General features: G+C 69.3%; 24 protein-coding genes, 1 tRNA gene, 1 other RNA gene and 1 pseudogene. 12 read left to right on the top strand and 15 right to left on the bottom strand.

The genetic code is table 11. The annotated features are described in order from the left end of the window. Positions 1 to 57: 57 nt before the first annotated feature. From ACIBHX_RS48255 to ACIBHX_RS48240, 4 genes are all read left to right on the top strand, one after another. The gene (locus tag ACIBHX_RS48255) at positions 58 to 525 is read left to right on the top strand and encodes a winged helix-turn-helix transcriptional regulator (protein WP_397075251.1); all 468 of its coding nucleotides are present in this window, start codon (positions 58 to 60) and stop codon (positions 523 to 525) included. A 43-nt stretch (positions 526 to 568) separates the two neighbouring features. Beyond that, positions 569 to 1354, top strand: a complete 786-nt coding sequence (locus ACIBHX_RS48250) for an SURF1 family protein (protein WP_397075249.1) — start codon at positions 569 to 571, stop codon at positions 1352 to 1354. 10 nt (positions 1355 to 1364) lie between these two features. Further along, entirely contained in the window at positions 1365 to 2105 is a 741-nt protein-coding gene (locus ACIBHX_RS48245) for a tyrosine-protein phosphatase (protein WP_397075248.1), read from the top strand. A gap of 123 nt (positions 2106 to 2228) precedes the next feature. Continuing rightward, the gene (locus ACIBHX_RS48240; protein WP_397075246.1) at positions 2229 to 3407 is read left to right on the top strand and encodes an amidohydrolase family protein; all 1179 of its coding nucleotides are present in this window, start codon (positions 2229 to 2231) and stop codon (positions 3405 to 3407) included. Here ACIBHX_RS48240 and ACIBHX_RS48235 read toward each other — a convergent pair. The 3 genes from ACIBHX_RS48235 to ACIBHX_RS48225 are packed head-to-tail and all read right to left on the bottom strand — an operon-like array spanning position 3388 to position 6117. Beyond that, positions 3388 to 3714, bottom strand: coding sequence for a YkvA family protein (locus tag ACIBHX_RS48235; protein ID WP_397075245.1), 327 nt, complete (start codon positions 3712 to 3714; stop codon positions 3388 to 3390). The two genes, ACIBHX_RS48240 and ACIBHX_RS48235, sit on opposite strands and share 20 nt — an antisense overlap. A 45-nt stretch (positions 3715 to 3759) precedes the next feature. Beyond that, complete coding sequence (locus ACIBHX_RS48230; protein ID WP_397075244.1) at positions 3760 to 5163, bottom strand: amidase; 1404 nt, start codon at positions 5161 to 5163, stop codon at positions 3760 to 3762. A gap of 12 nt (positions 5164 to 5175) precedes the next feature. Then, the gene (locus tag ACIBHX_RS48225) at positions 5176 to 6117 is read right to left on the bottom strand and encodes an LLM class F420-dependent oxidoreductase (RefSeq protein WP_397075242.1); all 942 of its coding nucleotides are present in this window, start codon (positions 6115 to 6117) and stop codon (positions 5176 to 5178) included. Positions 6118 to 6255: 138 nt separating this feature from the next. Between ACIBHX_RS48225 and ACIBHX_RS48220 the strand changes: the two genes are divergently transcribed. Continuing rightward, entirely contained in the window at positions 6256 to 7011 is a 756-nt protein-coding gene (locus ACIBHX_RS48220; RefSeq protein WP_397075241.1) for a hypothetical protein, read from the top strand. On the opposite strand, the gene ACIBHX_RS48215 is transcribed toward ACIBHX_RS48220, so the two are convergent. Both ACIBHX_RS48215 and ACIBHX_RS48210 read right to left on the bottom strand, forming a co-directional pair. Beyond that, positions 7008 to 7769: a hypothetical protein gene (locus ACIBHX_RS48215; RefSeq protein ID WP_397075239.1), complete on the bottom strand. Its 762-nt coding sequence runs from the start codon at positions 7767 to 7769 to the stop codon at positions 7008 to 7010. The two genes, ACIBHX_RS48220 and ACIBHX_RS48215, sit on opposite strands and share 4 nt — an antisense overlap. A gap of 20 nt (positions 7770 to 7789) precedes the next feature. Continuing rightward, positions 7790 to 8467: a TetR family transcriptional regulator gene (locus tag ACIBHX_RS48210; RefSeq protein WP_397075238.1), complete on the bottom strand. Its 678-nt coding sequence runs from the start codon at positions 8465 to 8467 to the stop codon at positions 7790 to 7792. A gap of 164 nt (positions 8468 to 8631) precedes the next feature. Between ACIBHX_RS48210 and ACIBHX_RS48205 the strand changes: the two genes are divergently transcribed. Then, entirely contained in the window at positions 8632 to 9255 is a 624-nt protein-coding gene (locus ACIBHX_RS48205) for a hypothetical protein (RefSeq protein WP_397075236.1), read from the top strand. 139 nt (positions 9256 to 9394) lie between these two features. Here the strand turns inward: ACIBHX_RS48205 and ACIBHX_RS48200 are convergent, their stop codons facing one another. After that, on the bottom strand, positions 9395 to 9664 hold the full coding sequence (locus tag ACIBHX_RS48200; RefSeq protein ID WP_397075378.1) for a hypothetical protein: 270 nt from the start codon (positions 9662 to 9664) through the stop codon (positions 9395 to 9397). A 37-nt stretch (positions 9665 to 9701) separates the two neighbouring features. On the opposite strand from ACIBHX_RS48200, the gene ACIBHX_RS48195 reads away from it, so the two are divergent. Then, positions 9702 to 10241, top strand: coding sequence for an ArsR/SmtB family transcription factor (locus ACIBHX_RS48195; RefSeq protein ID WP_397075234.1), 540 nt, complete (start codon positions 9702 to 9704; stop codon positions 10239 to 10241). Beyond that, positions 10238 to 11548 carry an MFS transporter gene (locus ACIBHX_RS48190; RefSeq protein WP_397075232.1) on the top strand — a complete coding sequence of 437 codons (1311 nt, stop codon included), beginning with the start codon at positions 10238 to 10240 and terminating at the stop codon, positions 11546 to 11548. The genes ACIBHX_RS48195 and ACIBHX_RS48190 overlap by 4 nt, the downstream gene beginning before the upstream one ends. 741 nt (positions 11549 to 12289) lie before the next feature. Here ACIBHX_RS48190 and ACIBHX_RS48185 read toward each other — a convergent pair. The 5 genes from ACIBHX_RS48185 to ACIBHX_RS48165 form a co-directional block, all read right to left on the bottom strand. Then, positions 12290 to 13345, bottom strand: a complete 1056-nt coding sequence (locus tag ACIBHX_RS48185; protein ID WP_397075231.1) for an aspartate-semialdehyde dehydrogenase — start codon at positions 13343 to 13345, stop codon at positions 12290 to 12292. Further along, positions 13342 to 14616 (bottom strand): aspartate kinase, encoded by a 1275-nt coding sequence (locus ACIBHX_RS48180; protein WP_397075229.1) that lies wholly within the window; start codon positions 14614 to 14616, stop codon positions 13342 to 13344. Before ACIBHX_RS48180 ends, ACIBHX_RS48185 begins: the two co-directional genes overlap by 4 nt. 72 nt (positions 14617 to 14688) lie before the next feature. Continuing rightward, entirely contained in the window at positions 14689 to 15219 is a 531-nt protein-coding gene (locus tag ACIBHX_RS48175; RefSeq protein ID WP_397075227.1) for a DUF5063 domain-containing protein, read from the bottom strand. Then, complete coding sequence (recR, locus tag ACIBHX_RS48170; RefSeq protein WP_397075225.1) at positions 15212 to 15811, bottom strand: recombination mediator RecR; 600 nt, start codon at positions 15809 to 15811, stop codon at positions 15212 to 15214. The genes ACIBHX_RS48175 and recR overlap by 8 nt, the downstream gene beginning before the upstream one ends. Positions 15812 to 15814: 3 nt before the next feature. After that, entirely contained in the window at positions 15815 to 16165 is a 351-nt protein-coding gene (locus ACIBHX_RS48165) for a YbaB/EbfC family nucleoid-associated protein (RefSeq protein ID WP_397075224.1), read from the bottom strand. 307 nt (positions 16166 to 16472) lie between these two features. On the opposite strand from ACIBHX_RS48165, the gene ACIBHX_RS48160 reads away from it, so the two are divergent. Next, positions 16473 to 17912, top strand: coding sequence for a GAF domain-containing protein (locus tag ACIBHX_RS48160; RefSeq protein WP_397075223.1), 1440 nt, complete (start codon positions 16473 to 16475; stop codon positions 17910 to 17912). Positions 17913 to 19480: 1568 nt separating this feature from the next. Here the strand turns inward: ACIBHX_RS48160 and ACIBHX_RS48155 are convergent. Both ACIBHX_RS48155 and ffs read right to left on the bottom strand, forming a co-directional pair. Continuing rightward, positions 19481 to 21532: pseudogene (locus ACIBHX_RS48155) on the bottom strand (DNA polymerase III subunit gamma and tau); the annotation flags it as partial. 31 nt (positions 21533 to 21563) lie between these two features. Continuing rightward, positions 21564 to 21659, bottom strand: an RNA gene (gene ffs, locus ACIBHX_RS48150) — signal recognition particle sRNA small type. Between the two features lie 83 nt (positions 21660 to 21742). On the opposite strand from ffs, the gene ACIBHX_RS48145 reads away from it, so the two are divergent. Further along, a tRNA-Ser gene (locus ACIBHX_RS48145) sits at positions 21743 to 21827 on the top strand. 145 nt (positions 21828 to 21972) lie between these two features. Continuing rightward, the gene (locus tag ACIBHX_RS48140) at positions 21973 to 22548 is read left to right on the top strand and encodes an HAD family hydrolase (RefSeq protein ID WP_397075222.1); all 576 of its coding nucleotides are present in this window, start codon (positions 21973 to 21975) and stop codon (positions 22546 to 22548) included. A gap of 97 nt (positions 22549 to 22645) precedes the next feature. Here ACIBHX_RS48140 and ACIBHX_RS48135 read toward each other — a convergent pair whose 3' ends face one another. Then, complete coding sequence (locus ACIBHX_RS48135; RefSeq protein ID WP_397075221.1) at positions 22646 to 23071, bottom strand: GntR family transcriptional regulator; 426 nt, start codon at positions 23069 to 23071, stop codon at positions 22646 to 22648. Positions 23072 to 23175: 104 nt separating this feature from the next. Here ACIBHX_RS48135 and ACIBHX_RS48130 point away from each other — a divergent pair, with 104 nt between their 5' ends. Further along, positions 23176 to 23820 carry a hypothetical protein gene (locus ACIBHX_RS48130; protein ID WP_397075220.1) on the top strand — a complete coding sequence of 215 codons (645 nt, stop codon included), beginning with the start codon at positions 23176 to 23178 and terminating at the stop codon, positions 23818 to 23820. Between the two features lie 664 nt (positions 23821 to 24484). On the opposite strand, the gene ACIBHX_RS48125 is transcribed toward ACIBHX_RS48130, so the two are convergent. Further along, positions 24485 to 25771, bottom strand: coding sequence for a hypothetical protein (locus tag ACIBHX_RS48125; protein ID WP_397075218.1), 1287 nt, complete (start codon positions 25769 to 25771; stop codon positions 24485 to 24487). Positions 25772 to 26282: the final 511 nt, after the last annotated feature.

Below are 26282 nucleotides of genomic sequence, written 5' to 3'. Positions count from 1 at the left end.
ACCCAGCTTGCAGCTGGACGGCTGAGTCTGTCAATCAGACTCAGATATGATGTGACCATGAGCGTGACCCCACGTCCGAACAACTGCTCGATCGAGCGCACGCTGGACATCGTCGGGGAGAAATGGACATTCCTCGTGCTCCGCGAGGCGTTCGGCGGGGTCCGCAGGTTCGCCGACATGCAGGCGACGACCGGCGCCCCCCGTCAGGTCCTCAGCGCCCGGCTCCAGCGCCTGGTCGACGAGGGGCTGATGCGCAAAGAGCCCTACCGCGTGCCCGGCCAGCGCCAGCGCGACGAGTACCGCCTGACCGACAAGGGCCGCGACCTGTACCCCATCCTGGTGGCGCTCATGCACTGGGGCGACACCTACGCCGCCGACGACGACGGACCCCCCATGCTGCTGACCCACCGCGACTGCGGCGCCCCGGTCGAGCAGTACCTGCGCTGCGCCGACGGCCACGAGGTGCACGGCCCCCGCGAGATCACCCCGCTGGCCGGTCCAGGGGCCGGGCTGAAGTCGGCGTGAACCCACGGACGGGGGCACCGGGTGGGGTGCCTAACCTGGAGGGGTGTACCGGTTCCTGCTGACCCCTCGATGGCTCGCGCTGCACGTCGTCGTGCTGCTGGTCATCCCTGCCTTCGTGTTCCTCGGCAGGTGGCAGTTCGGCCGGTACGAGGAACGCTCGACCAACAGCGACGTGGTGACCGCCAACCTCGAGGCCAAGCCCGTGCCCATGGGCGACCTCGTCGCGCCGGGGCAGGCGGTCAAGGAGGACGACCGGTTCCGCTCGGTGAGCGTGGCGGGCGCCTACGACGCCTCGCACGGGCTGCTGGTACGCCGCAGGCCCCAGGACGGCCGCAACGGCTTCTACGTCCTGACCCCGCTCGTCACCGGCAACGGGCAGGCCGTCCTGGTGAACCGCGGCTGGGTCCCGGCCGGCGCCACGGCTGAGACGGCCCCTGTGGTGCCGGCTGCGCCGACGGGTCAGGTAACTGTCACCGGCAGGCTACGTCCCGGCGAGACCGAGGACTCCAGCGGGATCAAGGAGCGTTCCGGGCTGCCCCAGGGGCAGGTGCTGTTGATCAATCCCGCCAGGATCGGCAGCGGCCTGCCGTACCGGCTGATGGGCGGATATGTGGAGCTGACCGGGCAGGAGCCGAAGGGTCAGCCCGCGCCGGAGCCGGTCCCCGCGCCCGACGTGGGCTCGGGCGGCGGCCTGAACTTCGCCTACGGGCTGCAGTGGTGGGCCTTCATCGGCGTGGCCATCGGCGGATGGATCATGCTCATCCGGCGTGAAGCAGCCGACAGGCAGGCGAAGGATGGCGAACCGGAGAAGGTTCGCACAGCCGATTAAGGTGGCAGATGTGACCCGCCACATCGAATTCGCCAATATCCACAATTTTCGTGATGTAGGCGGATACGCCGCCTCGGATGGCCGCACGATCCGGTGGCAGCGGCTCTACCGCGCCGACTCGCTCAGCTGGCTGACCGGCGACGACGCCGAGCGCTTCCGCGCACTGATGGTGCGCACCGTGATCGACCTACGCGGCCCCGACGAGGTCCGCCAGCGCGGCCGAGCCCCGGAAACCGAGGGACAGCGGTACCACAACCTGCCCGTCGAGGGCCGCCCGTGGAACATCCGGCAGTTCGACCCCGAGGTCGGCCTCGGGCGCTTCTTTGCCGACCGCTACCTGGAGGTCACCGAGGACGGCGTGGACAACCTGCGCACGGCCATCGAGACGATCGCCAAGGCCGACAGCGCGCCGGTCGTCGTGCACTGCGTCGCGGGCAAGGACCGCACCGGCCTGCTCATCGCGCTGGTGCTGGCGCTGGCCGGGGTGGCCGAGGACGACATCGTGGCCGACTACGCGCTGACCGGGCTGGCCACGGAACGCTTCATCGCCGACGGGCCGCGCAAGTACCCCGACCACCCGATCTGGCCGGGGTTCGGCGTCGCCCCGGCCGAGGCGATGTGGCTGTTCCTGACGGATATGGCGGCGCGGCACGGCTCCGTGGAGGGCTACTGCAGGAAGATCCTCGGGCTCGACGCGGCCACGATCGAAGATCTCCGGGCAAACCTGACTGATCCAATCCCCGGCGGGTAGAGGGCGCCGGGGTTCGCGAAAGCGGCACCCTCCCTCCAGCGGACCCCACCGTCCCGGGATCGCCCCGTCGATCCCGGGACCGCAGCTTGTTCGAGGTCGCGCCCCCGTCGTACGGTTACCTGCGTGACTACGCCGCTGCTCCCCGACCCCGAACCCCGGCGGCGCGACTATGTGATCATCTCCGCCGACGATCATCTGATCGAGCCGCAGGACCTGTTCGAAGGCCGGCTTCCGGAGAAGTACGCCGAGGTCGCGCCCAAGGTGGTGGAGACGGAGGCCGGTCACCAGGTCTGGCGATACGGCGGAGCCACCTACCCGTGCGCCGGGCTGGACGTGGGAGCCAAGACCCTCGACCCCGTCCGTTTCGAGCACATGCGCCCCGGTTGTTACGACATCGAGTCCCGCATCGAGGACATGGACGTGGCCGGCATCTGGGCCGCGCTCTGCTTCCCCGGCATGCTCGCCCAGCAGGCCGGCATGCCGTTCGCCAGGACCCGCGACCAGGAGCTCGGCCTGGCCCTGGTCAAGGCGTGGAACGACTGGCACATCGACGTCTGGGCAGGCACCTACCCCGAGCGCATCGTCGGCCTGCAGCTGCCGTGGCTGCCCGATCCCGACGTCGCCGCCAAGGAGATCAGGGCCAACGCCGCCCGCGGCTTCAAGGCCGTGACCTTCCCCGAGTTCCCGACCCGGGTGCGGCTGCCGTCGATCCACACCCGCCACTGGGACCCGTTCTTCGCCGCGTGCGAGGAGACGGGCACGGTCGTCTGCCTGCACACCGGCGAGTCCGGCTGGTCCCCCGTGCCCTCGCCCGACACCCCGATCGAGGCGATCACCACGCTGATGCCGACCAGCGCCATGTTCGCCTGCGCCGACTGGCTGTGGTCGGGCATCCCGCTGCGCTTCCCGAACCTGCGCATCCTCATCGTCGAGGGCGGCGTCGGCTGGCTGCCCATGCTGGCCGAGCGCGCCGACTACGCGCTCGACCACCCGGTCGCCGGCGAGGCAGAATGGGACGGCGGCCTCAAGCCGAGCGAGGTCCTGCGCCGCAACTTCTTCTTCGGCACCCTGGACGACCACGCCCTGTCCGGCGTACGGCTGGCGGTCGGGCTCGACCACGTCCTGCAGGAAAGCGGATACCCGCACTCCGACTCGACCTGGCCGGACACCCAGATGTCGGTGGCCAAGAACCTGGGCCAGCTCCCGCCCGCCGACATCGCCAGGGTCGCCTACGGCAACGCCGCCCGCCTGTTCGGGCACCCGCTGCCGTCACGGGCGTGGCTCAGGATGGAACAGATCTGATCTGCTTGCGCTCCCACTCGACGTAGCGCCCGCTCTCGCCCAGCATCGCGCTGATCAGCCAGAGGAACACGCCGAAGTCGTCCACAACGCCGATGCCGACCAGGAAGTCGGGGATGACGTCGATCGGCGAGACGATGTAGAGCACGCCCAGGGCCATCAGCGCCAGGTTCTTCCTGGCGCCGAACTCACCGCGGGCGCTCGCGCCGATCATGCGGGGGATGGCCCGGACCCTGGCCATCAGACCGGGGGTGCCGGGCTTGGTCACATCCCGGTAGGTCCGCCAGGCACGGGCCGATTTTGACATCATGAGCACCTCCTCACGACATAACGTGTTACCCGTGCCCCGCGGTTCCTAACTGTCGAACGGGTGGGCCGCCTCGATCTGGGCGGCGATCCTGATCAGCAGGTCTTCCCTGCCGATGGCCGCCACCAGCTGAACTCCGACCGGCAGCCCCGTCGCGGTCCTGTGCAGCGGCAGCGAGATCGACGGCTGCCCGGTGGCGTTGATCGGCGCGGTGAACGACACCACGTGCGCGGTCCTGCCGAACCCGATGCTCAGATCGTCCTCGGGGATCCAGCCCAGCGGGAAGGGCGCGACTCCGACCGACGGCACGAGCAGCAGGTCGAACCCGCCGCTCCACCAGGACGTCATCCGGCGGCGGAAGCGGTCGATCCACTGCGTGGCCAGGATGTGGTCGGCTGCGCTGTGCCCCCTGGCCACCGAGACCATGGCGGCGTTCCTGGGTTCGAGCTCCTCCAGGTCGACGGGCTTGCCGCGGAGCACTCCGACGTTCTCGATCTCGGCGGCCAGGTTGTTGGCCACGATCGCGCCGAAGTGCGGGGGGAAGTCCGGATCGCCGAGCGCCGCCGGGTGTCCGGGCTCGACGTCGTGGCCCAGGCCCTCCAAGATCCGCGCCGCCCCGGCCACGGCCTCGGTCAGCTCGGGCTCCGCTGGGACGTCGCCGCGCGGGTGCACGTCGGCGTACCCGATCCGCAGCCGGCCGGGGTCTGCGCCCACCTCCTCGGCCAGCGGCCTGCCGAGCGCGGGCGCGTCGTACGGGTCGCCCGGCTGGTAGCCGGAGATCAGATCCAGGGCCGCCGCCGTGTCACGCACCGTTCTGGTGACGAAGCCGTTGCAGGAGAAACCGTTCCAGCCCTCGCCCAGGGTCGGCCCGAAGCTGGAGCGCCCGCGAGTCGGCTTCAGCCCCACCAGGCCGCACAGGCTCGCCGGGATCCTGATCGAGCCGCCGCCGTCGCTGGCCGTCCCGATCGCCACCATGCCCGCCGCGACCGCCGCCGCCGACCCGCCGCTCGAGCCGCCCGCCGAGAACCCCGGGTCGTAGGGGTTGCGGGTGGGTCCGAACGCGCGCGGCTCGGTGGTGATCGTGCTGCCGAACTCCGGAGTGTTGGTACGGCCCAGCACCACGAAGCCCGCCTCCCGCAGCTTCACCACCCCGTGCGCGTCGGCGTCGATCCTGACCCCGTCCATGGTCCGCGACCCGGCGCTGTACGGCTCGCCCGCCTGCTGCCAGCCCAGGTCCTTCAGCAGGATCGGCACCCCGCGGAACGGCGCCTCCTTCGGGATCCGGTCGATCTCCTCCAGCGCCCGCTCGAACCGCTCGTAGATCACGGCGTTCAGCGCCGGGTTGCGCGCCTCGATCCTGGCGATCGCCGCCTCGACCAGCTCGCGGGGATCCGCTCCCTCACGAACGGCCTCCGCCTGCCCGATCGCGTCCAGCCGCAGGATGTCGTCCATGCTCGTCCCCTTTCACGCTCGGGGGGCCAGGTCGCGCACGGCCTGGGCGAGAGGGATCTCGCCGCCGGGGATCGGGGCGAGGACGGGGGTGTCGAGCCCGTTGTCGACGTACTCCTGGATACGGGCCCGGCACGTCGCGGCGTCGCCGTGGATGACCAGGGCGTCGACGACCTCGTCGGGGATGGACTTGAGCGCGGTCTCGCGGTCGCGGGCGGCCCAGGCCTCGTGCATCGGCCGCAGCACCTCGCCCCGCCCCAGCCAGTCGTGGAAGGCGGCGTAGACCGGCACGGTCAGGTAGCTGGCGATCATCCACCTGGCCAGCTGCCGCACCTGCTCGGCGTTCTCGCTGACGCACACGAACAACCGCGCGATCAGCTCGGTGCCGGGCCCCACCTCGGCCCTGACCTTCCGCACGTCCTCGGGCGCGAGCCAGTTGGTGATCGCGCCGTCGGCCTCCGCGGCGGCCAGGTGCAGCATCCGTGGCCGCAGCGCCGCCAGCACGATCTTCGGCGCCACCCGCGGCGCCCGCTCCAGCTTGAACCCCTTGATCTCGAACGTCTCGTACTTCTCCGAGACCTTCTCCCCCGCCAGCGCCTGGCGCAGGAAGCGCAGCGTGTCGCGGGTGCGGGCGTACGGCTTGGCGAACGTGCCCGCGTTCCAGCGTTCCACGATGGCCGGGGACGAGGATCCGATCCCGAGCACGAACCGCCCCGGCGCGAGGTCGGCCAGCGTGGCCGCCGACATCGCCAGCAGCCCGGGACCCCTGGTGTAGACCGGGATGATCGCGCTGCCGAGCCGGATGCCCTCGGTCCACTCGGCGGCCATCGCCAGGGGGAGGAAGCCGTCGTTGCCGTTGACCTCGGCGGACCAGGCGTCGGTGTAGCCGAGCGCGGGCAGCTCGGCTATCAGCTCCCGCGAGTCGGCCAGCGAGCGGTCATGGAAGGGAATCGTCATGCCCCAGTTCTGCGTCAAACCGGCCTCCAGGGGTGAGCCTCGCTTCTGCTCGACCATACCAACCAGACGGTATGGCGTCGCTACGCTGCGGCCCGGTTGCCGGGAATGTCGGCTGTGACGTGCTAGAACTTGACCACGATGAGGGGACGGCGGCTGCTCGCGGCGGGGGTGCTGGCAACCGGGCCGGCGCTCCTTCCTGTGCTCTGCGCCGTCGCCCTGGCCTCTCCCGTCGAGCCGCCCGCCTACGATCCGGTGCCGATCTGCATCGACACGGTCCACCGCGAGGTGATCGACGTCGATGTGCCCGTCGTCCGGCCGGCCGCCGCCTGCGCCTGCTCCCGCCCCTTCCTCGGCCACCTCTTCGGCCATGCCCGCTGCCCCGCGCCGCCATCCGCGACTCCCGACGCCCCCGCCTCCCCGACGCCCAGCCCCGCCGAGGGATCGCCGTCCCCCGCCTCCCCGACGCCCAGCCCAGCCCAAGAATCGCCATCCGTCGTCACGCCCACGCCCTCCCCAATGCCGGATCGCCATTCGGCCCACGTTCCTTGGGGCCCGGGCGGGTCCAGGCGGCCCGCCTCCTTCCGGCCCACACACGCACCCGCACAGCCGTCGACGCCCCGCCGGCACCCCCAGCGACCCTCGCCACGCCTGGACGCACCCCAGGCCGCCCCGAGGCATTCCAGCGCCCGCCAGACGCCCAGCAGTGGCCCCCGGCGCCCGGGCCCCGGCCGGCCTGCCGTACAGGCCGACGAGACGACATCGGTGACGAGCAGGTTCGCCGAGCGGCGGCAGGGGATGGACCGGGCGACCGCCTTGGTCGTGATCTTCACCGGCGCCATCTCCGTGACGGCCGTTTCCACGCTGGGCCGCAGGACGACGATCCGCCGCCGCTAGCGCTCGGCGGCGTAGTGCCGGTCGATGGCGTCGAACTGGCCCTGCGCGGCCTGGAAGGCGTCCGGCCGGACGGCACCCGGCCCCGAGTACGGCTTGGCCAGCAGCACGATGATGACGACCCCCACCACGACCACGCAGACCCGTACCAGGTCGCTCGTGATCGAGGCCGGGCTCGGCCGCACCCCGGCCAGCCAGGGCAGCACGATCACCAGCGCCCCCGAGGCGATCATCGAGACGAGGAAGATCGGGTCAAGGCTGGTGGAGGCGTCGCCGGCCCGCACGCCGCGCGCGTGGCTCACGTCGGCGGCCCTGCCGAGGGCGTCCGAGCGCGAGCGGAGGCCGGTGATGCCGGCCGGGTGCAGGCGCTGCACGGCGATCCGCAGGTCGTCGAGCGTGTCCCCGGGCACGGGCGAGAGCCGGCCCCCGGGCATGAGCGGCCAGTCGAGGGCGATCGACTGGGTGGTGTACTGGCGCACCTGCGCGCGGATCGGCGCGGCCTCGGGCAGCGGCGCGACGGCCCAGTAGAGCTCGGTCAGGCTCTCCGCCTCGGCCGCGGCGTCGGTCTCCGCCGCGTCGATCGCGTCGTGGCCGAGCACCGCGGCGTACGCGAGCACCAGCAGGTAGACCGCCAGCGCGAGGTTGACGGCGAAGTCCAGCGCGGCAGGACCGTGGCCCTCGTCACTCCTGCCTCTGCGCCGCAGCACGACCAGAGCGACCAGCAGGACGGCGACGGCAGCCGCGACCAGGAACCACACCATGATTACCGAGAGTAATCATGTCATGCCCGCAGTTCGTGGACCGCCGCGATGAAATCCTTGGTAATGCCTCGCAATCCCGGCAAATGCGACAACCCGACGAGGCGGTCGACGAGCGGAACCGTGACATCGATCAGGCGGAACGTGCGGACACACCCGGGCGAGGTGTCGTGCACCCAGAACAGGACCATCCCCATCGACAGCAGCCAGAGCAGCTCGGGCAGCTCCTCGCGCAGGTCGGAGTCCATGCGGTCACGCGAGCCCTCCACGACCTGGCGGTAGATCGCGATCGACGCCTCCCGCGCGGGGGAGGACTGGGCGCTGAACGGGCTCAGTGGGTTCGTGGGCTCGGCGGCATGCTTGAAGAACTTGACGGCGAACTCGTGGTACGGCTCCGACACGCGCACCCATTCGCCCAACACGCCGCTCAGCCGGGCGGCGAAAGAGGTCTCGGTGGCCAGCAACTCCCGGCAGGCCGCTTCGTGCTCGGCCTGGGCCCGGTCGTAGTAGGCCTGGATCAAGGCCTCCTTGCTCTCGAAGTAGTAGTAGGCGTTACCTACGGATACACCAGCCTCGGCCGCGATGGCCCGCATCGTCGTCGCATCGAAGCCGCGCTCCCGGAACAGTCGCAAGGCCGTCTCGACAATGACCTCTCGGGTGCTCTCCGATCCTCGGTTTCGGGCTTCGGACACGTTCGTCACTTTACGTCTCTCGGCCGTGTTCGGTCATGGAGCCGCACGGTGATCGCCACCACAGGGCAAAGTTACGCCTGATCCAGGGGTCATCATGCGTGAACGGTGGGATTGATGATTCTGGCGGAAGGGCTATTCCGCGAAAAGGCATCGACATGTGGATACGTGGAACGGTGCGGCTCGCTGGAGTCGCGCTTCTCGGCGTACAGATCACCATAATCGCGCTCGCAACGTCCGCATCTGCGACTCAGCGGATAGCGAACTCCGAGCCGAAGCGGTCGCCGACGCTGATCACTCGCCACTACGCGATCGAAGGAGCGATCGAAACAGCACGCTGGTACGCCGACCTGGCCAAGGCCGACAAGCCAGTCGAACTAGCTCGTGCCAGGCCCCGTCACGCGGCGATCCGGATCTCGAACACCAGGGCGGTCGACTGGCTGCACGACGCGGGAGTCCGCGCGAAGTCGTCCGGTCACTGCACTGACAGGCGGCAGTCCAGCTGCACGTCCCTGGAAGCGGTCCGGACGTCCACCATCACCTCGATCATCGCACTCCGGCAGGAGAGCGGCTGCCCCATCCTGGTCACGGGGGGCACGGAATCGGGGCACGCACCCGGGCGCTACAGCCACGGGCAGGGCTACAAGCTGGACATCACCCATAACACCTGCATCGACCACTACATCACCAACAGCCAGTCCAGAAGCGGCGTCCGCGGCGACGGCTCCACCGTCTACCGCACCCCGACCGGCACCGTCTTCGCCAGCGAGTCCAGCCACTGGGACATCCTTTTCCGGTAGCAACTCTCTCGGGGCGCTCCTGCACGGCTCTACGGACGCTCTCGCACGTCATCATGGGCGCCCTTGCACGGCACCATAAGTGCTCTCGCACGGCACCATGAGCGCCCTTGCACGTCATCATGGGCGCTCCTGCACGACATCATGAGTGCTCTTGTACGGCGGGCTGCCGCGACCGGCCGCCCGCCGTCGCGCGCTGACGGCCCGCGACCGGCGCTTCCGGCGAGTCGAGGACGCTTTCTCGCCGCCACGGCGCTTGGCTTCCCAGATCGGCGCGGTAGTTCGCGAGCTGGCCGGACGCGCCGGTATGCGAGTCCTGTCCGCGCCGGCCGTGCGCCTGTCCCGGCATACCGCGCTGCGCATCCTGCTGCGGCTTTGGCCCATAGAACTCGACACAACGGACAAAATCCACTTGCGTAATGGTCAAGAGTCGTTGACTATTGGGTTCCATGTCTACCGATGATCTCCCCGAGACGTTTCACGTCACCACTGACGAGCAGCTACGCGCCGTCTCCAATCTCACGCGTCACCGGATCATGGCCGTGCTCCGCTTCGAGCCGGCGACGATCACGCAGATCGCCCAGCGGGTGGGCCTTGCGAAGGGGAGTTCCAGTTATCACGTGCGGCTGCTGGAGCGGGCCGGCCTGGTGAAGGTGGTGCGGACGCGGAAGGTGAGAGGGGTCACCGAGCGGTACTACGCGATGGCCGCGCGGTCGATCGTGCTACCCGATCCGGGGCCGGGGCAGCCGGACGTGCTGCTGCGGAATGCGGTGGCGGACCTGGAGGCGTCACCGGTGGACGGCGAGCGGTACGTACGGATGGCACATCTGCGGCTGACCGAGGAGCAGTTCACGGAGCTGGGAGCGCGGCTGGAGGCACTGGCGGATGAGTACAGAGCGCTGTCTGATCCATCGCTTCCGGACGTGTCACTGGCCTTCGCGCTGTTCCGGCCGACTCCGCGCCAGCAGGTCGAGGGGGACGCCAAGTGACCGCGAAGCCTCCGACCGGGTTCGGGCGGCTGTGGACCGCGCAGACGGTTTCCTCGCTCGGTGACGGGGTGACACATGCCGCGCTGCCGCTGCTGGCATTGACTGTGACGCAGGATCCGATGGCGCTGGCCGTCGTCACCGCCGCCGGGACGCTGCCCTGGCTGTTGTTCGGAATGCTGGGCGGTGCGCTGGTGGACCGCTGGGACCGCCAGCGCACCATGTGGGGCGCGGACGCGGCGCGTGCGGTGCTGCTCGCGATCCCGGCGGCAGCAGCCGCGCTCGACGTACTGAGCATCGCGCTGCTCGCGGCCGTCGCCTTCCTGCTCGCCCTCGGCGGCCTCTTCTTCGACACGGCCGCCACGGCCTACCTGCCCGATCTGCTCGGCCGCGACCCCGCACTCCTGGAACGCGCAAACTCCCGGCTGCGCGGCACCCAGACCGCCGCGTCCGGCTTCGCGGGGCCGCCCGCGGGCAGTGCGCTGCTGGCGCTCGGGCGGGCGGTCCCGCTGCTCGCCGACGCGGTGTCGTTCGCGCTCTCCGCCCTGCTCGTACGATCGCTGCCCACCATGCCACGGCCTACCGCAGGCACCCACGAGTCACTGCTCCGCCAAGCGCGAGCCGGGGCCTCCTACGTCTTCCAGGATCGGCTGCTGCTCGGCCTCGCGCTCCGCCCGGCGGTCGGGAACATCGCCTTCCTCGCTGTGGAGACCGTCCTGGCTCTCTTCGCGCACGAACGTCTCGGAATCGGAGCCTTCGGCTTCGGCCTGCTCCTCACCGCGGAGGCCACCGGCGGCCTACTCGGCGCGGGCATCGCCTCCTTCCTCGGCCGACGACTCGGCACCGGCACCGCGTTGACCTGCACGGCCGCGGTCGAAGGACTGGCCATCTTGGGGCTTGCCGCCGCCCCGAACCCCTACGTGGCCGGGCTTGCTCTTGCCGTTTGCGGGGCGGGCATGGGCGCCACGATGGTGCTCGCACCCTCTCTGCGGCAGGCGGTCGTCCCGGCCCACCTGATGGGCCGCGTCGCCTCCACCTCCCGCATGCTCGCCATGTGCGCAGCCCCGTTCGGCGCCGTGCTCGGCGGCTGGCTGGCCACCACCTACGACCTGCGCACCCCGCTCTACACCGCCGGTGGCCTCCTCCTGGCCATGACCGCCGTCACGGCCACCATGACCAGCAACCGCCGAGTCGAGACGGCACTACGCAACGCCGCCTCGGCCAGCGGACCAGGTCACACCGAATCCGAGAATCCCCTTCGGGAAGACGCACCCGAACCGCAGCAACCCACCGAAGTCTCGCCGCGCTGACCAACCCGACGTCGCTGAAGCACCGCTGATATTAAGGCTCGATAACCACCCGAAATCGGCCTCACGGCGTCAAACCGTCGACAACTCCCACGTCAAGGCCATGATCAATCACTGCTCGCTCATTCTCGTCCGTCATGCACGGATCCTACGAACACGCGTCACCCCAGGCACAGCGAATATCAAGCCCGAAGTGATCAGCACCGTCCGGGGATCGAGCTCCGGAGGGAGGAACCCGCTTCACGGTTCCTGCGGCTAGGTGCGACAGCCGTGGCCAACCTACTCGCCTCACGTGCCTGAACGACCTTCAAGCAGCTGACCAGCTAGTTCTCTTGACAACCCCAGATAACCGGTGCGGCGCCTGTGGGTGGTCTCCAGGGAACCGTCGAGGTCCCAGGACCTCACGGGGCGCCGGGGCGGCGGGGTGTGGGACGGCGGGGGTCGGCGCCGCTGTACGGCGGTCAGGCGGGCTGTGGTGCCCGGATACCGGAAGACCGTGGCGGCGGGCAAGCGGGCCCACCCATGCGTGTCGCCGACAGCAGGACGGCAGGACACGGCGGCGAGTAGCGGCCAACCGTGCCCTGCCGTACAACAAAAGCCCTAACAACCCCCGAGCAACCAGCTTGGCGGCCAGTAGCGGCCTACCGTGCCCCGCCGTGCAGCAGAAGCCGTAAGAACTTCCGAGCAACCAGTTCAGCGGCACGGCGGCCAGGAGCGGCCTGCCGTGCACTGCCGTTCTGGGGGTCAGAGTTCCTGGGCGACCAGTTCGGCGATCTCGGCGGCGTTGAGGGCCGCGCCCTTGCGGAGGTTGTCGCCGCAGACGAACAGGTCGAGCGTGTTCGGGAAGTCGATCGCCTGCCTGACCCGGCCCACGTAGGTGGGGTCCGTGCCGACGACGTCAGCCGGGGTGGGCCAGACGTTGTTGGCCGGGTCGTCCATCAGGACGACCGTGGGTGCCGCCTCCAGGACGCGGTGCGCGTCGGCGACCGTGATCGGCCGCTGGAAGCGGGCGTGGACCGCCAGCGAGTGGGTCGTCACGACCGGCACCCGCACGCAGGTCGCCGACACCCTCAGGTCGGGGATGCTGAGGATCTTGCGGGACTCGTTGCGGAGCTTGAGCTCCTCCGAGGCCCAGCCGCCGTCCTTGTAGGAGCCGGCCCACGGCACCACGTTGAACGCGATCGGGGCCGGGAACGGCGACTCCGCCTCAAGCTTGTCGGCAAGCACCTGGCGCACGTCGCCGGCCTTCTGGCCGACCGAACGGTCGCCGGCCAGGGCCTCGACCTCGTCGTAGAGCCGGGCGGAACCGGCCACGCCGGCGCCCGAGACCGCCTGGTAGGAGGCGACCACGAGCTCCTCAAGACCGTACTCCGAGTGGAGAGCGCCCATGGCGGCCATCATCGACAGGGTCGTGCAGTTCGGGGTGGAGATGATGTTCCTGGGCCGGTTGCGCACCTCGCCCGGGTTGACCTCGGGCACGACCAGCGGAACATCCGGCTGCATCCGGAAAAATCCGGACTTGTCGACTACCACCGGGCCGCGCGAGGCGGCGACCGGGACCCATTCCGCCGCGACCTCGTCGGGCACGTCGAAGATGGCGATGTCGATGCCGTCGAAGACCTCGGGCGTGAGCGCCTGGACGACGACGTCCTCACCGCGGACCGACAGGACCTTCCCCGCCGACCTAGCAGAGGCGATGAGCCGGATCTCTCCCCAGATGTCCGGGCGGTTGGAGACGATGTCCCGCATGACGGTGCCTACCGCACCGGTCGCCCCTACGAGCGCAAGATTCGGCCTCATCGTCCGCTACCTCCGTACACCACTGCTTCGACCTGGTCGGCGTCGAGGTCGAAGGCGCGGTGCGCGGCCGCCACGGCCGAGTCGACGTCGCCCTGCTCGACGATCACTGAGATGCGGATCTCCGAGGTGGAGATCATCTCGATGTTGACCCCCGCGTCGGCGAGGGCCGCGAAGAACGTCGCGGTGACGCCGGGGTGCGAACGCATGCCCGCGCCCACCAGCGACACCTTCCCGATCTGGTCATCGAACAGGAGCGACTCGTAGGCGATGTCACCCTGGATCTTCTTCAGCGCGGTGAGCGCCGTCTGACTGTCAGCCGTCGGAAGCGTGAAGGAGATGTCGGTGCGACCCGTCGCCGCGGCCGAGACGTTCTGCACGATCATGTCGATGTTGATCTCGGCCTCGGCCAGCGTTCTGAAGATCGCGGCAGCCTCGCCGACCTTGTCGGGAACCCCGACAACGGTGATCTTGGCCTCGCTCCGGTCGTGCGCGACGCCGGAGATGATCGGCTGCTCCATCTCGGTTCCTTCTGTGTAAGGGTCGGACACGACCCACGTGCCTTCCTTGGTGCTGAACGAGCTGCGGACGTGGATCGGCAGATCGAAGCGGCGAGCATACTCGACGCACCGCAGGTGAAGGATCTTGGCGCCGCAGGCCGCCATCTCCATCATCTCGTCGTAGGAGATCTTGGGGATCTTGCGGGCGGCCCGCACGATGCGCGGGTCCGCGGTGAAGATGCCGTCCACGTCGGTGTAGATCTCGCAGACGTCGGCCTCCAGGGCCGCCGCCAGCGCGACCGCAGTGGTGTCGGAACCGCCGCGGCCCAGCGTGGTGATGTCCTTGGTGTCCTGCGAGACACCCTGGAAGCCGGCCACGATCGCGATGTGGCCCTGATCGAGCGCCTCGCGGATGCGGCCGGGCGTCACGTCGATGATGCGCGCCTTGCCGTGCGAGGAGTCGGTGATCACACCCGCCTGCGAGCCGGTGAACGAGCGCGCCTCGTGCCCCAGGTTGGCGATCGCCATCGCCAGCAGGGCCATCGAGATCCGCTCACCCGAGGTCAGCAGCATGTCGAGCTCGCGGCCCGGCGGCAGCGGCGAAACCTGCTCGGCCAGGTCGAGGAGCTCGTCGGTCGTGTCGCCCATCGCGGAGACGATCACGACCACGTCGTTGCCGGCTTTTTTCGTCGCGACGATCCGCTGCGCGACCCGCTTGATGCAGGACGCGTCGGCGACGGACGAACCACCGTACTTTTGCACAACGAGCGCCACGAGAGTCTCCCGGTCTGGACTGTGAACCGCCAGTCTACCGAGGCCGTCTCATGGTCCCGCTGGCCTGGACCACTATGTGGACAGCGCCTCCTCGGCCACGTCCAGCCGGGTGTGCGCGGCCAGGGCCTGCAGCGCGCGCATCGCGGCGCCCGCGTGGTTGCCCCAGGTGTTGAAGTAGGAGTACTGCCACCACCACAGCGCCTCGTGCGGCCGCCCGGCGTGGTAGTGACGCAGCCCGTGGATGAGGTCGGCCGCGACCGCCGTGAGGTCGTCGGAGAGCCGGTAGGCCGTAACAGCGGTGTCCTTGTACGGGTCGAACACCTCGGCGTAGTCGTCGACCGCGCCCAGCCGCTCGGCCAGCGCCGTACGCACGCCGTCGACGTCCGGGTCCTCGCTCATCGGCGGTTCGTTGTTGCCGGACAGGATCACGTCCTGGCTGGCGCCGAGCTTGGCCCCCGCCAGGCTCACCTGAGCCACCTCCACCAGCAGCAGGGCCCAGATCCCGTCGCCACCCTCACCACAGGCGACCCTCGTCAGGCCGTCCACGTAGTTCTGGGCGTGGCCCGCGATCTCTTCGGCGAGAACATTCCACTGGTCAGACATCCAGCAGCCTCCGTCCTTCGAACGCGCGGCCCAAGGTCACCTCGTCGGCGTACTCGAGGTCACCGCCGACAGGCAGACCGCTGGCCAGTCGTGTCACTTTCACACCCATCGGCTTGACCAGACGGGCTAGGTAGGTAGCCGTCGCCTCCCCCTCCAGATTGGGGTCGGTGGCGAGGATGAGCTCGGTGACCCGGCCGTCGGCCAGGCGCGTCATGAGCTCGCGAATGCGCAGGTCGTCCGGCCCGATGCCGTCGATCGGGCTGATCGCCCCGCCGAGCACGTGGTAGGTGCCGCGGAACTCGCGCGTCTTCTCGACCGCCACGACGTCCTTGGACTCCTCGACCACGCAGATGACGTGCGTATCGCGACGCGGGTCGCGGCAGATGCGGCACTCCTCCTCGGAGGCCACGTTTCCGCACACCCGGCAGAATCGCACCTTCTCCTTGACCTCGAGCAGCGCGTGGGCGAGCCGCTTGACGTCGGCGGGATCGGCCGCCAGCAGATGGAACGCGATCCGTTGCGCGCTCTTGGGACCGACGCCGGGCAGCATGCCCAACTCGTCGATCAGATTCTGGACGACCCCCTCGTACATGACCTAGAACCCCGGTAGCTGGCCGAGACCGCCACCGCCCAGCCCCTGTGCCAGCGGCCCGAGCTTCTCCTGCTGCAGATCGGCGGCCGCCCGCACGGCGTCGCGGACGGCGGCGATCACCAGATCGGCGATCGTGTCGGCCGTGTCCTGCGGGTCGGATGCGTCGACCACGCTCGGGTCGATCTTCAGCTCGAGCAGCTCCCCGGAGCCATTGACCACGGCGGTCACCAAGCCGCCCCCGGATGAGCCCTCGATCTGCGCGTCGTTCAGCTCCTGCTGGGCGCTGACAAGCTGCTGCTGCATGAGCTGGGCCTGCTCCAGCAGCTGCTGCAGGTTGACATCCCCTGGATTCACCTTCGTGCGCTCCTCGTCGGCTCCGTCGTCTTTGACTTCAACGAGCCTACGGTGTTTGAGCGCCCTCATGTACTGGCATGGCCAGGTGTTTTGGCCTTGGCCGGGTCCCGGCCCCCCTCCAGCGCCCAGGACCCGGCCATCACGTCGGCCGGAGCGGCCGCACCACGCCGACGTGTCGAGCAGAAAATCTAGTAAGGACAACGTTGCACACAGGTTGCGATCGTTCAATCACCCTTCGCAATCCCCTGAACGGCTTGCGCTCGGCTCCTTGAACCCGGATGCTTCGGTTGACTACTTGGAGTGGCCGATGAGTTACGCCCATCTCGACGCGTACTCCCGCACGCTGCGCGGAGCCCACGAAGCGGCGGTGACCGGTGAGGCCTGGCCAGCCGGGCCTCGACGCCTGATCACCGCCTCTTGGCGGCGTTCCATGGAAGCCGGGATCGATCCGGAAGGCAGAGCCGCACCCCTGGTCTACGACCAGACGGACATCAACGACGTCCGGCAGGCCCATCCGCTGCTGCCGATGCTGCCGATGCTGGCACAGACGCTCACCCAGATGGCCGACGAGAGCGCCCACATCATGATCGTCACCGATGCCGCCGGCCGGATCCTGTGGCGCGACGGCAACCTCGGCACCATGCGCATCGCCGACCAGGTCGGCCTCGCCGACGGCCACCACTGGGCCGAGGGCTCGGTGGGCACCAACGGCATCGGCACCGCGCTGGCCGCCCGCCGGCCCGTGCACGTCTACTCGGAAGAGCACCTGATGCGGGTCCTGCACGTCTGGTCGTGCAGCGCCGCGCCCATCGTCGACCCCGACACCGACCAGGTGCTCGGCTGCGTCGACGTGAGCGGCACCGCGCCCAGCCTCCATCCCGCCACCGTCGCCCTCGTCGCGGCCACGGCCAGGCTCGCCGAGACCCAGCTCGCCCTGCGCATGTACGAGCGCGACGAGCTCCTGCGCCGCCGCTACGAGGCGCTGCGCTCGCGCCCCGGCGTCCTGCTGTCGGCCACCGGCCGTGTCCTGGCCGGCGACCCCTGCGGCGCGCTCGGCCGCCGCATCCAGCTGCCCGGCACCGGCGAGCGCATGATCCTGCCCGACGGGCGGGTCGCGCAGCTCGAACCCTTCTCCGACGGCTTCCTGCTGCGCGCGTCGATCTCGCCCGCCGCGCCTCCCGCGACGCTCCGCCTCACCTTGCTCGGCGAGGGCATGCCCACCGCCACCGTGGGTGACCGTCAGATCCAGCTCTCGCTGCGCCACGCCGAGATCCTGGCACTGCTGGCGTTGCATCCGCGTGGCCTCACGGCCGAGCAGCTCTCCTTCCACCTGTACGGCGACGACGGCAACCCGGTCACCATCCGCGCCGAGATCCACCGGCTGCGCTCGCAACTCGACGGCACCATCGGCGCCAAGCCGTACCACCTCAACTCCCCCACGGAGGCGGACTTCCTGGAGATCAGGCGCCTGCTGTCGGGCGCCACGCCCGACACGCTCGCCCGCGCCTACACGGGCCCGCTGCTGCCGCGCTCGGAGTCACCCGAGATCCGCCGCGAGCGGGACGAGCTCGAAGTCCAGGTCCGCTCCTGCCTGCTGCGCCGCGGCTCCCCCGACGAACTGTGGACCTACGCGCAGACGACCAACGGCCGCGACGACCCGCTCGTCCTCGAACGCATCGCCTCCACCCTCGCCCCCACCGACCACCGCGCAGCCGCCGCCCGAGCCCGCCTAACCACCCTCCTCTAACCCCCACCGGCCCTGCGCCATCTCTCCCCGGCGCACCCCCCAATCCTCCCGCGCGGGCCCCTCCCCGGCGTGCACCCACGTCTCCCGCCACGCTCCCGCAGGGATTCTCCCGGCCACCCAGCCGACGCCTCCCGGCTACTCTCCGTCCCATCGCCTCGGCCGTCCCGTACCCCTGGCGTGTGGGGTGCTCGGGCGCGTGGGGTGCTCGGGCGTGTGGGGCTGTCGCTCTTTGGGCTTCGGTACGGCGAGCCGTACTACCCGCTGCTCGCCGTCGTCACGGCCGGCTGTCTGTTGCACGGCAGGCGGGCGATGCCACGCTGAGCGACGTTACGGCCGCATGGGAACCACCAGGGTGGTTACGTGTGGTCGATCTCCCCGATGACCGTGGCGCCGAGCTCGCGCTGCAGCAGGGCCATGCCCGAGACCGCGTCCACATCGGCGTCGGCGTCGTTCAGCGGGTCGACGTCGTCGCTGTCGGACGGCCTGCCACGGCCCGGCACCGACTCGGGCCAGCCGGACGACCCGCCCTGCCTCGGCGCGGGAGCCCGAGGCCCCGCCTGAGCCGCCGCCAGGGCAGCCGACCGAGCCGCCGCATACCCGGAGCCGGGAACACCTTGCATCGGATCCAGCGACGGCGGCATCCCAGGCCCTCCGTCATCCGGCGCATCCGGCCACGACTCATCCGTCGTAGGCGCACTCTGCCCAGCGCCCCCCGCACCACGGGAACCACCGGGACCACCGGCCGACCCAGAACCACCGAGACCTCCGGCCGACCCGGCACCGCCCGCCAACCCGGCACCGTTCTGCCCCACAGCTCCAGCCGCACCAGGCCCACCGGACCCGCCGACGCCCGCTGCCCCGCCAGAACTTACGAGCCCACCGGACTCTCCGTAGCTGCCATGGTCCCCAGATCCAGCAACGCCACCGGCACCGCCATGACCAACAGATCCAGCAACGCCACCGGGACCGCCATGGCCAACAGATCCGCCAACGCCGACGAGACCGCCATGGCCAACAGATCCACCTACGCCGACGAGACCTCCTTGGGCGACAGGTCCAGCAACGCCGCCAAGATCATCTGTGCCTCCATGGCCTACAGGCGCGCCACCGGAATCACCGGAACCGCCGTGGCCCCCAGGCCCAGCAGCGCTGTAGCCTCCCGGCCCAGCAATGCCGCCGGAACCACCTGATTCACCTTGGCCCGCAGCCCCGCCACTGCCCAGCCCGCCAGCACCGCCAAGCGCGCCAGCACCGCCAAGCGCGCCGGAAACGCCTGGTCCGCCGGGACCGTTAGCGGCGCCTTGAAGGCCGGGGCCGCTGGCTCCCCCAGTACCAAGAGGGCCGCCAGGGTTGGCAGAACCGGCGTCCGACATACCGGGCGCGCCGAGGCCGGTCGCACCTGAGCCGGGAGCTCCGGAGTCGGGCGTGCCGGGACCCGAGGCTCCCGCACCGACACCAGAGCTCGCGTGTCCGGAGCCCGGACCCGCGTGGCCGGAGTTGCCCGCGCCAGAGTTGCCTGCGCCGAAGTTGCCCGGGGCGAGGTTGCTTACGCCGGGGTTGCCTGATGCGGGGTTGCCTGATGCGGGGTTGCCTGCGCCGGGGTTGGCTGGGGCGGGGTTGGCTGGGGCGGGGGAAGGGCCGCGGTTGGGGGCGGTGGGTGGGTGGCTCTGGGAGCCGCGGGGCGGGGGTGAGCCGCCGACTACGGCCTCGACGCGCCACGTACCGCCGAGCACGTCGCTCAAGGCGGTCGCCACGACGGCGTCCTTGCCGCCACCCGTGAAGTTCTTCATCGCGCCGACCTGGCTGAAGCCGAGCGTGACGAGGTTGCCCTCGACGCCGACCACCTGGGCGTTGGTGCTCACGTTCGCCCAGACGACGATGCTGCGTTGCTTCAGCGCCGCCAGTACGGCAGCCCACTGCTGCTGTATCGCCGCAATGCCACTACCTCCAGCACCGGCCCCGGACGCGGCGCCCCCTCCGGACGCCGCGCCCGCGGACCCAGCGCCCGCTCCGGACGAGGAGCCCGCAGAAGCAGCCCCGCTCCCGGGCGCGGCCATGCCACCAGACACAGCCGGTCCGCCGGACGCAGCCGCACCGGACGAAGCGCCACCCGTTCCGGAAAGCTGACCCCCTTGCCCGGGCCGCACCGTCTCCGGCCAGTCGTCATCCGCCGCGGCAACCCCGGAACCGGAACCCGTCCGCCCAGAGTCCGCCACACCGGAACCTGCCGGCCCCGAGCCCGCCACGCCAGAGCCGGAACCTGCCGGCCTGGAGTCCGCCGCCCCAGAAGCCGCCGAACCCGCCGACTCCCCACCCACGGGCGCCGCAGACGCAGGAGCCCCGGAAACCGCGGGGCTGACCGCTGGAGCCGCGGAAGGTGCACTGCCCGCCGTACCAGCAACGCTCGCCGTACCAGGACTGCCTGCCGTACCAGCAGAAGAGCGAGCGGCCATCTGAGCCACAGCCGACCCGCGCTCGAGCCGCTCCAGCCGGGCCAGCAGCGCCTCCTCGCCCCCGGCGGCCCCGGGCAGCAGGACGCGGGCGCACATGAGCTCGAGCAGCAGCCGCGGCGAGGTGGCGCCGCGCATCTCGGTGAGGCCGGCGTTGAAGACCTCGGCGGCGCGGGTGAGCTCGGCGGGGCCCATCGAGGACGCCTGCTGAACCAGGCGCTCCAGCTCGTCGGCGGGCCGGTCGAGCAGGCCGCTGGAGGCCGCCTCGGGGACGTTGGCCAGGATGACCAGGTCGCGGAAGCGTTCGAGCAGGTCGGAGGCGAAGCGGCGGGGATCGTGGCCGCCCTCGATGACCCGGCTGACCGCGTGGAAGACCTGCGCACCGTCACGGGCCGCGAAGGCGTTGACCACCTCGTCCAGCAGGTCACCGTCGGTGTAGCCGAGCAGCGAGACGGCCTTGGCGTAGGTGATGCCGTCGTCTTCGGCCCCGGCCAGCAGCTGGTCGAGGATGGACAGCGAGTCACGGGCGGAACCGGCGCCGGCCCGCACGACCAGCGGCAACGCGGCCGGCTCGAAGGGCACGCTCTCGGAGGTGAGGATCTCCTCCATGAGCGCGCGCAGCGTGGCGGGCGGCATCAGCCGGAACGGGTAGTGGTGGGTACGCGACTTGATGGTGCCGATGACCTTTTCCGGCTCGGTCGTCGCGAAGATGAACTTCAGGTGCGGCGGAGGCTCCTCGACGAGCTTGAGCAGCGCGTTGAAACCCTCGCGGGTCACCATGTGCGCCTCGTCGATGATGTAGATCTTGTAGCGCGCCGAGACGGGAGCGAAGAAGGCCCGCTCGCGCAGGTCGCGCGCGTCGTCGACGCCACCGTGGGAAGCGGCGTCGATCTCGATCACGTCGAGGTGGCCGGGACCGGTGGGGGCGAGCGCGATGCAGGACTCGCATACGCCGCAGGGGTCGGGAGTGGGGCCTTTCTCGCAGTTGAGGCTTCTGGCGAGGATCCGGGCGCTGGACGTCTTCCCGCACCCGCGCGGGCCGCTGAAGAGGTAGGCGTGGTTGATGCGCCCCGTACGCAGTGCTTGGCGGAGCGGCTCGGTGACGTGCTCCTGACCCTTGACCTCGGCGAAGGTCCCGGGCCGGTACTTGCGGTAAAGCGCAAGGCTCATGCGACCATCCCGCCTGCGAGGGGGCTCCCAACGAAGAGACCCCCCGCACACCCGCCAGAGCCCGCTTATCCTTGCTGCCTTCCGGCCCTGGGGAGGTTCACAGGATGACGCCGCGCGAGGGGTCCTGTCACAGTCTAGCCACATCCAGCAGTGCTCGCTGCCGCTAAATCGTGGTCCGCGCACAGCGCGAAGTCCGGTAAGCTCTTCGGCGGAGGATTCGCCTAGTGGCCTAGGGCGCACGCTTGGAAAGCGTGTTGGGGGCAACCCCTCACGAGTTCGAATCTCGTATCCTCCGCCTGCTCAGAAGGGGTGCGCCGTAGTCACGGCGCACCCCTTCTGGCTTTCCAGTCTCAGTTTCAGTCTCAGTTGGCCTCTTAGAAGGGCTCTTCCCCCTCCTCGCTTGACTCTGCGACATCTTCGCCGGACTGCCGGCGCCTACTGTGGCGGATGCTCTCCGCGCCACGCTGGAAGCAGCTGGCGCACAGCTTCCGCCGAAAGTGCGTGCCACCGATGACCCGCTGGAGGTGTTCCGGCACAGCGCATCCCTTGGCGACGTACTCAACGAACTTGCCATGAGGAGACTCACCGAGCTGGAGGTGAAGGCGGCTGGAATGGCACGGCCGACGCCGGGAGCGTCGGAACTCATGGAACGGGCACGCGGCAAGGCCCTGCCCGTGGCCATCGTCAGCAACAACTCCGTGGCCGCGGTGACGACCTTCTTGGATCGGGAAGGACTTGCCGATCTGGTGGGATACGTCTCCGCGCGAGCAACCGCGGACCCGTCGTTCATGAAGCCGAACCCTCACCTGCTCAATCAGGCGCTGGTCCATCTCGGCGTGGAGCCGTCCTCTGCTCTGCTGGTTGGCGACTCCACGACTGATGTCGAAGCGTCCAAGCACGCCGGGGTGGTTGCCGTCGGCTACGCCAATCAGCCGGGGAAGGTCGAGCGGCTTGGTGACGCAGGAGCGGATCTCATCGTGACAAGCATCAAGGAACTGGCAACAGCGCTCATGTGAGCTCTCCCGCCCCGAGCCCCTTCCCGCTAGGACCGGGACTCCGGGGACCTGAGGGTTCAGAGCAACGCTCTTCTCGCTTCTCAGGACCTCTCAAGGGCTACTGCTCCCGATCCCCCGGCGCGGGACCAGCGACGATCGCTGATCGCGCCAGGACCTCAGCCCGTCCATCGGCATAGGTGACGACCAACACTGGTTCGCCCTCCGGCAGGTTCAAGGTCATGCGCTCCTTGGCCGTCGGCATCCGGGCGGTGATCCTCGCGGGCTTCTCCAGGCTCACCACTGTCAACTCCGGTGGCTGCCGGACGGTGCTCCCCCGCCGGTTCTCCGTGTCGATGAGCCCTTCGGTACGCAGGAGCCGGAGCGCTTGGCGAACGGTCGCCTTGCCCGTACCGAACTCCTCCGCCAGGGCGTCTTCGTTCTTGAGCTTGTCTCCTGGCCGCAGTGTGCCCTCTTCGATCTGGGCGCGCAGCAGGTCAGCCACCTGCCGATAGAGCGGCGTGAACGAGTTCGGATCAACCTGCACCGTCCCATGGTTCTGGTGCAATAGCGCTTCTGCACCTTTACGCTATTGCGCTATAGAGCAATCTTAAGCGCATGGTGACCGACTCCACACAGGGAAGTGCAACCATGACCGGGTACACGACCGTCCCGTACACGATCGCGTTCGCCAACGAGCTGGTGACAAATCCGATCGCCTTCGAGCCCTTCGCCGGGCGGCTACGCCTGGCCTACCAGCCATCACAGCCCGGAGACTGGATCGTCCCACCCAGAGCGGAACCCTGGCGGCCGGGCATCCTCCGCGCAAGGACCCGCGACTTGCGCGACAAGCCTGAACTGCGGGGACCTGAGCGCATGAGAAAGCTCAACACGCGCCGGCAGTGGCGCTGCATGGACAAGCTGCTGTGCCAGGTGTGCGGCGCTCCGGCGATGGACTCTGGATCACACCTGATCCCGTGGCCCCTGACCAAGACCGTGTTCGAGCGCACCGGCTTGAACAGAGGCCGTACCAACGCCCCACCGACGTGTTGGAGTTGCATCCCCACGGCTCTGGAGGAATGCCCCATGCTGCGGGCGGACTTCGCCCTGTACACCGTGCAGGCAGTCGAGAGCGTGGGCGTGCTGGCCGACCTCTACCGGCCAGGGATCTTCCGCGAGCCCATCCTCACCTCACACAACGTCTTCAACTCCTGGGACGCTCCTCGATATCACCCCCGCGCCCTGGCCGTCGCCAAGGTGCTGGAGCTCCATGGCATGAAGCATGTAGGCCCGTAGGTGGACAGTTCGTGTCCCCACTGTCCCAGACGTCCCACACCTACCATGACCAGCGCTAACACAGGCTTCCTGTCTGGGACGGACCCTCTGGAGCCTGTCCCCGCTGTCCCGGCACGATGACATGCGAAAGAGCTGAACGGCGCTTCGCACGCCCTTCTGAGCGCGCTACGCGCGAAAACGGCTGTAACACTCGCGCCCTGGTGTTACAGCCGGATCTTGCGCGCGAACCGTCTCAGCTGCGCTTCCTCCCTGGGAGGGCTCCTTGGGTGTGTGCGTCGGCCTCGATGGGATTCCAGACCAAGAGGAACCACAAATCCGTCGTACCGCTGGGGAGCCCAATTGCCCATGGCCCGACAGGCTTTCCCGTGTTCCGGCAGGGGATAGTCGGTGTTCGGGGAGACGGCGGCGGGCGTGCGATCCCAGCGCCTCCCAACCGCCAAGGCTCGGGCCTGGCACTCATGACAGCTGAAGACGTACTCGCTGAGCGGCACTGCCGGATCAAGGCTTCGGAAGCCGGTTCACAGAAAGTCGTTTCCCCCGGGCAGGTCGATCATGCCTGACCGTACGGGCTGGACATCTCCCTCACTTCGGGCGCGGCCAGCACCCGGCGGGCTGGCCACTCGGCCGCGCCGTGCACGACAACGTTGATCATCTATGTCCACCCCTACCATCGAACGGTCGCGATTCGGGCTATCATCGGGTCCGCCCAGGTGCGTAGATGTCCGGCGATCCGCAGCAGCGGCCCCGCCAGCAGATAAGCGCCCACAGCGAGGCCGTAGGCAAGGTATATCCACTGACCCGCACTCAGGGGCTTGCCTCCCACCACGAACGGATACCACAGCGCGCTGAACTCCGGCGTGTAGAAGCAGATCGGCGCCTCGTACTGGCCGCCCCCGTCGGGCCAGCACACCTTGGGAACGTCGACGTCCCCGAACACCGCACCGTTGAGCCCAGCCCAAACCGACAGGCCGAGTGCCAAGACTGTGATGAAGTCGGCCACAGCCGAGTCACCCGGCCGATGGCACCTTACGGCCAGCGCGAACGCGGCGGGCACTGCCGCGAACAGCAAATACCGCGGCCCCCAGAACGACGAGCCGCTCCATGACCAATACATCGCGTACGGCAACAGCAGCCCGATCACGAATGCCAACCACAGATCGTAAAGCTGCCGTCCGGCGGCTAGGTCACGCAGCCGCTCTCGTACGGGCAGGAACAACCCGGGGGCGAAGAACAGCAGGCCTTTGCCGAAGGAGAAGACCAGCGACAGAATCCCGAAGAAGATCGGATAGCTGAAACCCGGCAGGCCGGAGTAGGGCATGATCGTGCGATTCCCACGGTCATCCGCCTCGTAGCCAGTCGCGAATGGACTGCCACGCCGGAGCCACGCCTCCACCATCACCAGCGCAACCGCTGAGCAAACCGCCAGTGCCCAGCGCAGTCTCCGGACGTCCCAGATCCACTTGGTGGTCATCAGCGCCATGGCGGGCAGGGCAGCGGGCGTGCTGGCGACCCCAACGGCTATCGCCAGCCATCCTGGCCGGACCTTGCCTGCGACCAGCCCAACAGTCCCTGTGAGAACGAGGATGGCGGTGAAGGTCTCGCCGTTGTATCCCAGCTGATGGTGGGCGAACATCGACGCAAAGATCAGCAGCAGGATGAACCGCCGCAGGAGCCGCCGGGGCAGCCGGTCCCGCAGGGTGAACCAGACAAATGCCAGTCCGCCCATGACCAGAAGGGTGTTGTAGCGCAGTGTCCACCACTCCGGCGATCCTACGAGCTTCCCGATCAGCCAGAGCGGGGCCGAGAGCAGCGGCCCGACCATCGAGTATTTCCCGTCCGGGACCGTGCCTTGCGTGAGCAGGGCCGTCAACTGGAAATAGCGGACCGAGCCGTCGCCCCAATCCAGGCGGGGCAGGAGAAAAAGCATGCCGGCGAACCCTGCGACGATCAAGAACGTCTCGACCCTAGCGGCCACGCGATTGTCGTCCTCGGGAGGCACATGGACCGTGGGTCGCTCAACGACTCTGATGCTCACCCTTCAAGACCATGACGAGTTGCCATCCAAGAGAGAGCCAAAGACACGGCCCGTCATCATCACGAGCATGTCCTTTGGATTCGGCATGCCATGAGGCGGCCGACCACTGGATTCCTGGGATCCAGTGGTCGGCCGCCTCATGATTCGCAAGCCTGACCGGCGGGATGGACCGTCAGCCGGTCACTCGGAGGTTCTTCCTGACCACCGTAGGAGCCGGTGCCAGAGCAAGCCCCTCGTGGCAGGACTCATGGTGCCCATGGTCGTAGGAACATGGCGCGGGCTTGTGAGGCTTCTTAGTCGGCTTCGGCTTTCTAGTGTGAGTCGGGGTCACCGTCGGGGTCACCGTCGGGGTCACCGTCGGGGTCACCGTCGGGGTCACCGTCGGGGTCACCGTCGGGGTCACCGTCGGGGTCACCGTCGGGGTCAC

It is taken from the genome of Nonomuraea sp. NPDC050536, from assembly GCF_044457685.1.
GTDB lineage: Bacteria > Actinomycetota > Actinomycetes > Streptosporangiales > Streptosporangiaceae > Nonomuraea.
This window is presented reverse-complemented; position numbering and strand designations above follow the sequence as displayed.